Here is a 12,053-nt window from a genome sequence, read left to right as displayed (position 1 = left end):
CACTCGCCTACCGATGCGGGCTGGTTGTTCGGGCTCGATTAGCCACGTCCCCTTTATTGGTAGTGGCACTTGAGCGCACAGGCTCACGTCTGCAGCTGACCGAAACGGGCGAGCAGAAAATCGATCGCACTGCGCAGCTTGGCCGTCGGACGGTGGTTCTGTGCATAGATCAGGTACATCGGTGAGGGGGCAAGCGACCAGCCGGGTAGCACCGGCACCAGGCGGCCGGCGGCGAGATCGTCGGCCAGCACCGCTTCGGGCTGAAGCGCGATGCCGATCCCGTTCAGGGCGGCGATGCGCAGGGCGTTGCCCTGGTTTGCGGTGAACCGGCCCTGCACGGTGACGTTGCAGGTTTCGCCGTCGGGCCCGACCAGTCGCCAGCGATCGTGCCGTTTCCAGTACGACAGGCCCAGGCATTCGTGCGCGGCCAGTTGTTCGGGGCGTTCGAGCTGACCGTGGCGCGCCAGATAGTCCGGCGCAGCGGCGAGCTGTCGACGGTAGGGTTGCAGTGGTCGCGCGACCAGGCTGGGTTCGTCGATGTCACCGATATGAATGCCCAGCTCGAAACCTTCGTCGAGCAGGCTGGGCCGGCGGTTGTCCAGCGTCAGTTCGATGCTGACGCCGGGATGCAGGTCCATGTATTCGCGCAGTGCGGGCACCAGACTGTGGCTACCGAAACTCACGGGAGCGATCAGCCGAAGCCGGCCACGCGGAGTGGACTGCAGTTCCGATGCGCTGGCTTCCGCCAGTTCCACGTCGGCCAGCACGTGCTTGCAACGCTCGTAATAGAGCCGGCCAACGTCGGAGAGCTGTTGTCGACGGGTGGTGCGGTGAAGCAGGCGGGTACCCAGCCGATCCTCGATGGCACGGATGTGCTTGGCGACCATGGTCGCCGAGACTTGGCTGATCTCGGCGGCAGCACTGAAGCTGCCGCTCTCGACCACCCGAACGAACATCTCCATGCCGGCCAACTTGTTCATGATTGACAACCCATAGGTTCTATATAGGTCAAATAATCGCATGTTTATCAACTCAGGCGTGGGGCGCAACATGGCCGCCTTGCCTCCATCCGCGGGGCTTTATCGGAGAGTTGTCATGCCTACCTTGCACCTGGAAATGCACCCCGGCCGTACCGTGCAGCAGAAGCGCGCCTTTGTGCGTGAAGTGACCAAAGTCACGGCAGAGACGCTGGCCTGCCCGCCGGAAAGCGTGGATATTCTGATCAGCGAAGTGCCACGCGACGCCTGGGCCAAAGCCGGCAAGTTGCTGGCGGATGCGTGAAGCCAGCCACCGGAGGATCGAGATGACAGAGCAGGCCGCGCCGTACCACGCGCATCTTTATTACCTACCCGAAACGCGCGCCACGGCCGAGGCCACTCGTCGTCGCCTGATCGACAGCATGGAATCCGGTGCCATTCCCCAGCTGCTTTTCGTCGGCCGGCTGAAGGATGGCAAGGCCGGCCCGCATCCCATTCCCCAGTTCGAGATTCACTTCACGAAGGAAGCCTTGCCAGCCATTCTCCGTCTGATCGAGGAATCCGGGCTGACCGCGTTGGTCCATCCCCTCACGGACGATGATCTTGCGGACCACACCACCTTGGCCCAGTGGATTGGAACACCGATCGAACTCGATCTGAGCACGCTCGACCCGCCGGGCAGGAACCAGGGCGTCGCGCGTTTCGCAAAGTCGGACTTCTGAAGGGATTCCAAAGCGGAAAACAGGGGTCGGAAAACAGGGGGCAGAGTGCACTTCTTGGCTCGATACCGCGGAAAGTCTACGTTGATCCCTGTTTCGCTTTTCCCGAAAAAACGCACACCCCCAATGCATGGCTCTTGGCCTGGTACATGGCGGCGTCGGCGGCGCGCAGGTAGTCATCGGTGGTCGCGAAGCCGGCCTGGCTGCTGACCACCCCGATGCTCGCGCCGCAGGTCACGGTGTGCGTGCCGATCCGGTAGGGGGCCGCGAGGGCGGCGGCCATCTGTCGGGCCCGGTCGGCGGCGCCCGCGTGATCGACACACTCAAGCAGCACGGTGAACTCGTCGCCACTCATGCGGGCGACAAGATCGACGGCCCGCACGCTGGATTCAAGCCGGCGGGCCACCTGCTGCAACAGTTGGTCGCCCACATGGTGTCCAAGCGTGTCGTTGACGGCCTTGAACCGATCGAGGTCCAGCAGCAGCACGGCGAACGTGGTGGCGTCGCCTGGTGCCGGTGTGTCACCCCCTTTCGAAGCACCGTCCTGATGCAGCGCGATGGCGTGCTCGAGGCGAGCGTGGAACAGCGGCCGGCCGGGCAGGTTGGTCAGGGCGTCGTACGAACTGCCACGTTCCGCCAGGTCGCTCAGTGACCCGGCCATCCGCACGGCCATGCCGTCTTCGAATTGGGCGACCCCGCGCCAGTTGAGCCACACCAGTCGCCCCGATCCGTGACGAGCGCGAAAATCCACGGAAAAGTTCGGGCGCTGGCCCGACAGGTGCCTGCGGTACGCCGTCTGCACGCGCTCATGGTCATCGGGATCGATCAGCTGCTGCAGGAAGTGCCAGCCGTCTTCATGCAGGTTGCCGGTGTCGCTCAGCCCGACAATCTCGTTGAAGCGCTCGGACACATGCAGGACATCCGTCTGCAGGTTCCAGTCCCAGATGCCGTCATTGGATCCGCGGGTGGCGAGTGCATAGCGGTTGTCGGACTGCACCAGCTCGAGCTCGGTGTTTTTTTGCTGGGTCACGTCGATCATCAGGCCGACCATGCGATTCGGGCGGCCCGCGTCGACATCCACGCGACACAGGTCGCGCACCCATACGACCTTGCCGGATTTGGCGATCAACCGGTAACTCATCTCGTACGCATAACTGTGCGTTGCGTTGTACGCGGCATCGTCGACGACCAGCGCTTGCGGCAGGTCATCGGGATGCACATGCAGCCGCCAGAAACGCGGGTCGGCCCGCCACTCTTCCACGGTGTAGCCGAACAGGCGCTCGACCTGGGGGCTCAGGAACGTATTGCCCACGCCGAGCTCGGCTTCCCAGACGACGCCGTCGATGGTTTCCAGCAACCGCAGGAAGCGCTGGCGGACCTCCATCAATACCTGTTCGGTGATCTCGGTGATCTCGATCAGGACACCCTGGCGACTGATCACCCGATTCGCGGCGTCATTCTTCGGCTGCAGCTGCAGACGCATCCAGCGATAGTCCGAGTTCGCCAGGCGCAGCCGGAACACCGGCATGCCTGATCGCAAGGTTCCCGTGTCGTCCGGGTGCACGAAGTCAAGCAAGGACCGGCCGAGCGTCCCTTCCAGCGAATGGCCCGTGAGCTTGTGCCAGGCCGGATTCAGGTAGGTGATGTTCCACAGCGCGTCCGTCTGCACCACCGCCTCGGGCAGCAGCTGCAGCAGTTCTTCGGGCGGCGTGGAAGGGGCGGGCATGGGTCGTCCATGCTCACCGAAACGCTGCCATCCAGTCCAGCCCCTGAGCGTGATGCCTGGGTTGGGCTGATGCAGTCCATCGGGCGCCGCCACGTCGGTGGCTTCAACGCCCGGATGAAAGGAGACATGGCGAATCAAATTTCACCAGTCGCCAGCCGGCGCAGGCTGGTTGTCCGGGCCGATTGGCCACGTTGCCTATGTTGCGGGAATGGTTGCTGCAGCGAAGGGTGCGAGCACCGTCCAGCCAAGGTTCGCATAAAGGCTGTGGCCGTCTGCTGTCGCGACCAGAAGCTGCGGATTTGCGACGGATTTTCGCGCCGTCGCAAGAGCGGTCATCACCGCGACGCCCAGTCCTTTCCGTCGGTGGTCCTGCGCGGTTTCGATCCGATCATAAATGAAGGCGTCGGCCGTTTCCGCTGCGCACCCGCTTGCGGCCAGATCGCCATCCGGCGCGATGACGCAAGCGCGGGTGACAGGCCCGGCGTGATGCAACTCCATCCTGTACCCCGGGGGCAGGGGCAGGGGCTGGGTATCGAGGGTTGCCACCGCCGCCGTCATGAAATGGTTCGCGGGCTGGAGCTCCCAGCGAGCGGGCAGTGCATCTCGCAGTTCCTCGTCGGAGCCGCACAGCTTCAGGTAGTGTCGTGGAGCCGTCACGTCACGGGCGATGGCGCGCAACCCATCGCATGGCCGCGGGAACACCCAGCGTTTCACTTCCTTTTCCGAACGGGTATCTACCCGGAAGCCCCCGCGATCATGGACGGGTGGAGGGGAGCCCCGGGCGATGGAGTGCGCCGCTTGCCAGGCGAAAACGAGCTGTGGATCGACTCTGGACAGGGTCATGGCTGATCGTATGAGTTGCTCGGGTGGGTGCGCATTCTGCGGAGATTACACGTGCTGCGCAGAAACCGGGACGCAGGAAGTTAAGTCGCGTCAACTGCCCCTGTCCACTCTTTTGGCATGCGCGAAACGTCTCGCGACGACATGTCGATCTGCAGCCTTGTCGTTCGTCGAAGCCCTGAAAGCCGACATTCGGCCAGCCACGATGAACCCTGTCAACGTCACGGAGAAACCACGATGCGCCTTGTTCCTCTCACCCTGCTGTTGCTGCTGACGGCCACCACGGCCAGCGCCGCGCCCACGCCGGTGCAGTTCACCCTCGATCCGGACCACACCTACCCCAGCTTCGAAGCGGATCACATGGGTCTGTCGATCTGGCGCGGCAAGTTCGATCGCAGCACGGGTACGGCCACGCTCGATACGGTGGGCAAGACGGGTACGATCGACGTCACCGTCGACATCGCCAGCATCGACTTCGGCAACCCGGCGTTGAACAAGGTGATGCTTGGCGCAACCGCACCGATGTGCCAGACGCAGTGCGGCATGTTTTTCGCGGAGAAGTATCCGACTGCGCACTATCGCGGCCGGCTCACGGATTTTGTGGATGGGGCGCCGACCAAAGCCGTCGGTACGTTGACGATGCGCGGGGTGACCCAACCGCTGACGCTCACCATCGACAGGTTCAAATGCGTCCCCGATTTCATGCTCAAGCCACGGCAGCGTTGCGGCGCCGATGCGCTGGGGACGTTCGAGCGGGACGCGTTCGGACTGGATGGCGGCAAGTCGTTCGGGATGGATATGAAAGTCACCCTCCGCATTCAGGTCGAAGCAGTTCAGGACAAATGACAAGACCGGGGTCAGTTGGTGGGTGGAGTGGCCGAACGAGCCGGTCGGCCGAACTTGATCAGCGACGTCCCCTCCGTACCCTTGTCATTATCATGGCCTTGTCGGCGGGAATCCCCTCCCGTCATGCGCCCTCTCGAGGAGTCCACGTTATGCGGGGCAGTTGCCTGTGTGGCCAGGTCGGGTATGAAGTCAGCCAGCTCGACTCGCCGATCGAACATTGCTCGTGTCGCTATTGCCGCAAGGCCCACGCCTCGGCGTTCAACACCGCTGCCTGCGTGAAGCCCGGGCACTTCCGCTGGCTGCGTGGCACCGAGGTGCTCAAGTCGTACGAGTCGTCGCCGGGCAAGCGGCGCTATTTCTGCGGCCACTGCGGCAGCCCGCTCATCGCCCGGCGCGACGGGCTCGACGCGATCATTGTTCGGGTCGCCACGCTCGACGACGATCCGGGCCAGACGCCGCAGTGGCATATCTGGGCATCCGACGAGGTCCCCTGGCTTCAATACGGCCCGCAAGTTCCCGCCTACCCGGAGTGGGAACCCGGCCATCACTGACGACCCGGGAGATGGTGACCCGGTCATTATCGTTGCCGGCAGGCGTCGCGTCAGGCCGGCAGGCTGACGACCGGCACGAAACCGCCGAAGATCATGCGCTTGCCATCGAAGGGGCAGTCGCTGGCGTCGTCCATGCGTGGATCCTTCATGAATTTCTCCATGCCGGCATCGCGGGTGGCCTGGTCTGGCCATTCAATCCAGGAAAACACAACCGATTCGTCCTCCCTGGCCTGCACGGCGCGACGGAAATCGGTGAGCTTGCCCTCCGGCACGTTCTCGCCCCAGCATTCCACCACCCGGGTGGCGCCGACTTCCAGAAAAATGGCGTCAAAGGTCTTGGCGTGCGCAATGAATGACTCGCGGTTGGCGACCGGCACGGCGATCACGAAACCATCGACATAGGACATGGGCTTTCTCCTGGGCGGGCAGGGCGACCGGCATGGTCACCCCTCTCTCATGCGACGAACGAGTCCAGCCGTTATCGACATCGAGACCCACCGGGTCAGCGCCGCTTGCACCTGTTTGATTTGACGGCCGGGTCCTGTGGGCAACTGACGGAGCGGGAAGGGGCTCCAGCTGAGCCTGACCCGCGGACTGTCGATGCGCTTTCGTGGCGCTGTGGAAGCGGTAGGCAAGGTCAGTGGGCTCGCGTGCAAGCCACGAACCTTCGGGCGCAAGGCTGCCCAGCCTTGCGCGCAGCGTCCAGCGTGTCGCGCGCAACGCTCCGGACCTGGCGCGCAATGCCCGGACCTTCGCGCGGAGGTCCGCAACCTCGCGGCGGCAAACCCTGCAACCTTGCGCGCGATGCCCGGCGGCTTGCGTGCGAAGGTATCGGCCTTGCGCGCGACGGTTTTTGCCTCGCCGCCGATGCCGATGACCTTCGCGATCCGAGGCTTCGACCCTTGCGCCTGGAGGTTTTTCGCTTGCGCGAGGGGTTGGCGGGGCGATACGCAAAGGTCGCCGGTCTGCGCGCAAGCCACAAACCCTTGCGCGCGGGGGAGGTTGGATTGCGCGGGGGGCGACACGGACCGCCGGGCAGTTGGAACCAACTGGTCAGTGCTCCGAAACCGGGACGGAGTGAGCTGGCCCCGTTTGTTGGTGCAGTGCGATCGGGATTGGCAGTGGAGTCCCTGCGATTCACTCCACCACCTGGCGCTGGAGGGCGACTTCACCGCCGCAGTCGAACTGCTGGATGCGCTGTGGGAGGAGGTCGAAGATGACGAGGAGGACTACGATGACGAAGACATGGATGACGACTACAGCCGTCTGTGCAACTTCGTCCATGGCGCGTTTGCCGAAGCACTGCGCGAAGTAAGGACCGCCGGCATCTTCGGTGAGGAAGTCACGTTCAACATCCTGATGGGTGATCAGGGGGATGACGAGCGGCTGGAGAATGCGTCGCTGCTTAACGACACGGCAACCGTGGACCGGTTGCGTATTGATCTGGCTGGTTACATCCAGGTCTTGCCGTAATTTCCCCAAGAGGGCATTGGCAGGGGCGGAGCGCACTTTTCTCTTTCGCCTTAGCCCCTGACACCAGCCATGAGCATCGCTGCGACCCAAGGGTCAATTAAGGGGCGAATTAAAGGGGGCATGGCGAATTGAATTTCTCCAGCCGCCTGCCGCTGCGGGCGGGTTGTTCGGGCCTAATTGGCCACGTCCCTCTTGTTCGGCATCATCTGCTAGCCTGCCGGCTCCCGACCCGAGTTGCAGCATGCGCCCTGATGTCATCTCGTTTCATCGCCCGCTGGCGTTCTGGCTCGGCTGCGCCCTGCTGGTAGCCGGCGTGCTGGCCCACGTGCCGATGTTCCTGATGGGCGCGCCGATGCATTACCACCTCGCCGGCATGCCGATGGATGCAACCATGCTCACCGGCATGGCGATGATCCCGCTGGGCCTGGCGCTGGCGGCGTGGGGGCTGATGCCGCGCATCGAGCAGATGCGCCAGACGCTGCAGGGAACGCAGGATCATGTCTTCTTCCATGTCGCCGACGGCGTGCCGCTCAACCGTGAGCATTGGAACCTGGTGCTGGTGCTGGTGGTGGCGCTGGCGGTGGACGTGATGAAGCCGGCCACGCTCGGCTTCGTGATGCCGGGCATGACCGCCGAATATGCCATCAGCAAGCAAAGCGGCGCCTTTCTGGCCCTGGTGGCACTCACCGGCACTACGGTGGGTTCGGTGATCTGGGGACGCCTCGGCGACATGTTCGGACGCCGTGCGGCGATCCTGCTTTCCGCGTTGATGTTCATGGGCACGGCGATCTGCGGCGCGATGCCGTCGTTTGGCTGGAACCTGGTGATGTGCTTCCTGATGGGCGCCTCGGCCGGCGGGTTGCTGCCGATGGCCTTCACCCTGATGGCCGAGACCATTCCCGCCGCGCATCGCGGCTGGCTGCTGGTGGCGCTGGGCGGCATCGGCACATCGGCGGGCTACCTGCTGGCAGCCGGCTCGGCGGCGCTGCTGGAACCGCTGTTCAGCTGGCGCGTGCTGTGGCTGCTGGGCCTGCCCACCGGTGCCATCATCATCGTGTTGAACCGCTGGATTCCCGAATCGCCGCGCTTCCTCTCCAACGCCGGGCTGGAGGACGCCGCACGCGCCGTGTTGATGAAGTTCTCCGGGCGTGAGGGCGGCGCCATCGAACGGGACGACCCGCAGCATCCGGGCCCGCCGATCCTGGACGAGCAGCATCCGCTGACCGGCATGCGCCAGCTGCTGCAGGGACGCCACGCGCCGCTGAGCTGGGGATTGATCATCTGCGGGGTAGCGTGGGGGCTGGCCAACTTCGGCTTTCTGCTCTGGCTGCCGGTCAACCTGGCGAAGCTTGGCGTGGATGCGGCGGGTGCCAGCGCGTTGCTGGCGCGTTCGGCGATCATCGCGCTGCCGGGCATCGGCGGCGTGGTGTGGCTCTACCATCGCTGGAGCAGCGTGCGCTCGCTGGTGCTGTTCATCGCACTCACTACCGCCGCGCTGCTCGCGTTTTTCCTCATGGCGCAGCTGCAGCTGCGCTCCGCCGCGCTCACCACCGCCGCCACCGCCGCGTTGCTGATCAGCGTGAGCGGGGTCATCGCCATGTTGATTCCCTACGCTGCCGAGATCTATCCCGTGCACCTGCGCGGTACCGGCGCGGGCGTGATTGCCGCCAGTTCCAAGTTCGGCGGCATCCTGGGCGCCGGCCTTGGTGTGCTGGGCTGCTTCGAGCACCTCGCCCTGGCCGCGGCGCTGATCGCGCTGCCGATGGCGCTGGCCGGCGTGCTGCTGCTGTGCACCGGCATCGAAACCCGCGGCCTGCGGCTGGAGGAAATCCAGATTGCATTGGCCAGGCCGACCGGCCGCAGTTGAAAAAAAGTGTCATTTCGGCCTGGTCCTACAACGCGGGTGGCGACCACTTCGGAACGAAATGGTGACCCCGTTACCTGGTGTACTTGAGCGGGGCAGGCGGGGCGAGTGGGCCCGGCCAGCGTTCGAGCGGCTTGCAGGCCAGCACTTTTTGGCGGAGTTTTATCCCTTCCATACGCAGGAAACATCGTGGTGATGAATATGCTCGACCGGCCGGTATGGTCCAGCCTGAGTACGGCGCACGAGAGCTTGTCGGTGGGTGGCGAGCTGGCCCGGCGGTACCAGGCCGACATCAATCGTTTTGCATCCGCCCGTGATGACAGCGACGCGGCGCTGGAGGCCCTGACGCGCCTGGTGCCGGCGTCGGGCCAGGTGTTCATCCTGCAGGTGCCGGAGATCTCCATTCCCGCCGGGCTGACCGCCGTCAAACTGGCCAAGGGTGTGCAGATGGTCGCCCATGCTGCCGTGGCGCCGCCCGATGACGGGTCGGCCGACATCATCGCGCTGGGCGACGCCGATGCCGCCGAGATGCTGGCCCTGGCCACGCTCACCGAACCGGGTCCGTTCCTCGCGCGCACCCATCGCATGGGCAGCTTCTTCGGCGTGCGCATCGATGGTCGGCTCGCCGCCATGGCCGGCGAGCGATTCCGCTTTCCGGGCTACACCGAAGTCAGCGGCGTCTGCACGCATCCCGATTTTCGCGGACGCGGGCTGGCCAGGCGCCTGTCGCGCCACGTCGCCGCGACCATCGCGGCGCGCGGCGATACCGCCTTCCTGCATGCGTGGAAAAACAACGTTCCGGCGATAGCCCTGTACGAATCGCTGGGCTTCCAGTGGCGATGCGACGTCAACGTCGCCGTGCTTGAGCGTAGCCGGAACACCTGACAACCCCGCCGGTCGGTCCACCCGGCTGGCGCGCGCGTGCCCCTTCTCGACGTGGAAGCGACGGACAAGGGGACGGAGGGAATTCAGTGCGGGTCATTCCCTCCGACCCCTTGTCCGGGTCAGTGTCCAACCTCCGCAAACACGATTTCCGCGAACCCTTGCGTGGTGCCTTGCCGGTTCCAGTCCCGCTGCAGTTCGCAGGCCAACTGGATCCAGCTGACGGGAATGCCGCCCGCCTGGACGATGCGTTGCAGCCCGGCGCGATGGGCCTCCTCCGATGTGCCGCCGACGGCGTCGACCACCACGTAGACCTCGAAGCCTTCCTTCAGGGCATCCAGGGCCGGAAAGACCAGGCAGACTTCCGTCCACAGCGCGACCATGACCAGCTTTTTCCGGCCGGTCGCGTTGACGGCGGCGACGAAGTCGTCGTCTTCCCAGGCGTTGATCGAGGTGCGGTCGACAATGCCCTTGTCGCCCAGGACGTCGGTGATGGGACGGATCATCGGCTGGTTGATCCCGGTCGCCACGTTGACCGTGGAGAGCACGACGGGCATGCCGTAGAGCTTCGCGGTGCGCGCCACCGCCACCACGTTGGCGACGAGGAGGCGCTTGTTCATCGAGGCGATGGAACCGACCTGGACGGGCTGGAAGTCGATGATGAGGAGGGCTGCGTTCTTCGCGGTCAGCATGTGATCGGTGACGGGGTCGCGCGGGGTCTTCGGTGAGGTCATGGCGGGCTCCCATGGGGTGCTGAATGTGCCGTGGGCTGAATCTCATACCGCGTGTCGGTGGGACCGTCACCGGTGATGATGACGGTGACCGGCTCGTCGCCGGTGTGGGCGAAGTGCGGCATGTTGGCGGGCTCCGTGTAGAAACTGCCCGGACCAAGCAACCTGGCGCCGGCGTCGTTCGCGATGCGGCCATACCCCAGATGCCAGGTGCCGGAGACGACGACGGCGGTGCGATCGTCGCGATGCTCGTGGGCACCGATGCGCGTGTGGGCCGGCACCCGCAATTCGATGCTGTACATGCCCGGGCGTGTCGGCTCGCCCGCCAGGACGCGAGTGCGGATGCCCGTCAGTCCGGACGTGCCGGCGATGGCGCCGAGCGCCGGGCGTGCGGCTATCTCGCCGGCGGTCATGCGCCGGGCCGGCAACGGGGTCCGAAGCTCTTCGCCGCAGGTAGCCTGGACCAGCAAGGCGAGCTGGCATGCCAGGCCTGCTTTGAGGTACGGGCTCACGGGGCGGCGTCCACGAACGCGCGTACCGCGGCGATCGTGGCCTTGGGCTGCTCTTCCATCAACCAGTGGCCGGCATCCGGAATCACCAGCCCGGTGACGTTGGTGGCCGCCGCGCGCATCACCACGGCCATCGTCGGCCCGAACGATTTTTCGCCGCCGATGGCCAGCACCGGCATGGTCAGCTTGCCCTGCGCGAGGAATGCCTGGTTGTCCCTGGCATCCTGGTCGAACGCGGCGAACTGCGCGAAGCCGGCATGCATGGCGCCGGGCAACGCATAGAGACGTGCGTAGTGCCGGCGGTCCGCCTCGCTGAAGCGCCGCGGGTCGGCCGAGAAATCGTTCCAGAAGCGGTCGAGGTAGATCCGCTCGCGGCCCGCTACCAGACGCTCCATGTCCGGACCACCGAAGTGGAAATGCCAGAGCATGGGACTCTTCAGGATCTCGTCCCATGGACCGATCCCGGGGACGGGAGCGTCCATCAGCACGAAGCGCCGGACCCGGTCGCGGTGTTCGGCGACGAACGCGTAGCCGACCATGTTGCCGATGTCGTGGGCGACCACGTCGGCTCGGTCGACTTTCAAGGTGTCCAGCAGACCCGCGATGTCCTGCCCCTGGGTCTTCTTGTCGTAACCGGTGGCCGGCTTGCCGGACAGCCCCAGGCCACGCAGGTCGGGCACGATCACGCGGTGATCGCGCATCAGTTCGACGGCAAGCGGTTCCCACATGTCGCCGGTTTCGCCATAGCCATGCAGCAGGACGACGGCTGGCCCGGTGCCGCCGACACGGACGTGGAGGGTGACCCCGTTGGTGGCGATGTCCCGGGTCTGGAAGGAGGGTGGGAATGGCTTGACCTGGCCAACTGCGGCAGGCGTTGCCGCCGCCATCAACAAGAGGGCCAGGCCGGCCAGCACGAGCGGGTTTCGCATGGTGGA

The 12,053-nt window shown here is 65.1% G+C and carries 14 protein-coding genes; 7 read left to right on the top strand and 7 right to left on the bottom strand.

Features of this window, described 5'->3' with window-relative positions:
• Positions 1–83: 83 nt before the first annotated feature.
• Positions 84–980, bottom strand: coding sequence for a LysR substrate-binding domain-containing protein (locus ACFPPA_RS09925; RefSeq protein ID WP_377319609.1), 897 nt, complete (start codon positions 978–980; stop codon positions 84–86).
• Positions 981–1,020: 40 nt separating this feature from the next.
• Between ACFPPA_RS09925 and ACFPPA_RS09920 the strand changes: the two genes are divergently transcribed.
• A complete protein-coding gene (locus tag ACFPPA_RS09920) occupies positions 1,021–1,281 on the top strand; it encodes a 4-oxalocrotonate tautomerase (protein WP_465269301.1) in 261 nt (86 codons plus the stop codon).
• Between the two features lie 22 nt (positions 1,282–1,303).
• Positions 1,304–1,699 (top strand): DOPA 4,5-dioxygenase family protein, encoded by a 396-nt coding sequence (locus tag ACFPPA_RS09915; RefSeq protein ID WP_377319607.1) that lies wholly within the window; start codon positions 1,304–1,306, stop codon positions 1,697–1,699.
• 76 nt (positions 1,700–1,775) lie between these two features.
• On the opposite strand, the gene ACFPPA_RS09910 is transcribed toward ACFPPA_RS09915, so the two are convergent.
• Together ACFPPA_RS09910 and ACFPPA_RS09905 are read right to left on the bottom strand one after the other, a co-directional pair.
• Positions 1,776–3,422 (bottom strand): PAS domain-containing protein, encoded by a 1,647-nt coding sequence (locus ACFPPA_RS09910; protein WP_377319606.1) that lies wholly within the window; start codon positions 3,420–3,422, stop codon positions 1,776–1,778.
• A 195-nt stretch (positions 3,423–3,617) separates the two neighbouring features.
• Positions 3,618–4,265: a GNAT family N-acetyltransferase gene (locus ACFPPA_RS09905; RefSeq protein WP_377319605.1), complete on the bottom strand. Its 648-nt coding sequence runs from the start codon at positions 4,263–4,265 to the stop codon at positions 3,618–3,620.
• A gap of 141 nt (positions 4,266–4,406) precedes the next feature.
• On the opposite strand from ACFPPA_RS09905, the gene ACFPPA_RS09900 reads away from it, so the two are divergent.
• Both ACFPPA_RS09900 and ACFPPA_RS09895 read left to right on the top strand, forming a co-directional pair.
• On the top strand, positions 4,407–5,108 hold the full coding sequence (locus tag ACFPPA_RS09900) for a YceI family protein (RefSeq protein ID WP_465269300.1): 702 nt from the start codon (positions 4,407–4,409) through the stop codon (positions 5,106–5,108).
• 149 nt (positions 5,109–5,257) lie between these two features.
• Positions 5,258–5,659, top strand: coding sequence for a GFA family protein (locus ACFPPA_RS09895; RefSeq protein ID WP_377319604.1), 402 nt, complete (start codon positions 5,258–5,260; stop codon positions 5,657–5,659).
• 50 nt (positions 5,660–5,709) lie between these two features.
• Here the strand turns inward: ACFPPA_RS09895 and ACFPPA_RS09890 are convergent, their stop codons facing one another.
• A complete protein-coding gene (locus tag ACFPPA_RS09890; protein WP_377319603.1) occupies positions 5,710–6,066 on the bottom strand; it encodes a DUF1428 domain-containing protein in 357 nt (118 codons plus the stop codon).
• Between the two features lie 670 nt (positions 6,067–6,736).
• Here ACFPPA_RS09890 and ACFPPA_RS09885 point away from each other — a divergent pair.
• From ACFPPA_RS09885 to ACFPPA_RS09875, 3 genes are all read left to right on the top strand, one after another.
• Positions 6,737–7,132, top strand: a complete 396-nt coding sequence (locus ACFPPA_RS09885) for a hypothetical protein (RefSeq protein ID WP_377319602.1) — start codon at positions 6,737–6,739, stop codon at positions 7,130–7,132.
• A 241-nt stretch (positions 7,133–7,373) separates the two neighbouring features.
• The gene (locus ACFPPA_RS09880) at positions 7,374–8,999 is read left to right on the top strand and encodes an MFS transporter (protein WP_377319601.1); all 1,626 of its coding nucleotides are present in this window, start codon (positions 7,374–7,376) and stop codon (positions 8,997–8,999) included.
• 192 nt (positions 9,000–9,191) lie between these two features.
• The gene (locus ACFPPA_RS09875) at positions 9,192–9,881 is read left to right on the top strand and encodes a GNAT family N-acetyltransferase (protein WP_377319600.1); all 690 of its coding nucleotides are present in this window, start codon (positions 9,192–9,194) and stop codon (positions 9,879–9,881) included.
• A gap of 119 nt (positions 9,882–10,000) precedes the next feature.
• Here ACFPPA_RS09875 and ACFPPA_RS09870 read toward each other — a convergent pair whose 3' ends face one another.
• The 3 genes from ACFPPA_RS09870 to ACFPPA_RS09860 are packed head-to-tail and all read right to left on the bottom strand — an operon-like array spanning position 10,001 to position 12,047.
• Entirely contained in the window at positions 10,001–10,612 is a 612-nt protein-coding gene (locus ACFPPA_RS09870; protein WP_377319599.1) for a hydrolase, read from the bottom strand.
• On the bottom strand, positions 10,609–11,121 hold the full coding sequence (locus ACFPPA_RS09865) for a cupin domain-containing protein (RefSeq protein WP_377319598.1): 513 nt from the start codon (positions 11,119–11,121) through the stop codon (positions 10,609–10,611). Before ACFPPA_RS09865 ends, ACFPPA_RS09870 begins: the two co-directional genes overlap by 4 nt.
• Entirely contained in the window at positions 11,118–12,047 is a 930-nt protein-coding gene (locus tag ACFPPA_RS09860; protein ID WP_377319597.1) for an alpha/beta fold hydrolase, read from the bottom strand. Before ACFPPA_RS09860 ends, ACFPPA_RS09865 begins: the two co-directional genes overlap by 4 nt.
• Between the last annotated feature and the right edge of the window lie 6 nt (positions 12,048–12,053).

The organism is Rhodanobacter ginsengisoli, assembly GCF_042657065.1.
Classification (GTDB): domain Bacteria; phylum Pseudomonadota; class Gammaproteobacteria; order Xanthomonadales; family Rhodanobacteraceae; genus Rhodanobacter; species Rhodanobacter ginsengisoli.
The sequence above is the reverse complement of the archived record's forward strand: the minus strand, read 5'-3'. Positions and strand labels throughout refer to the sequence as shown.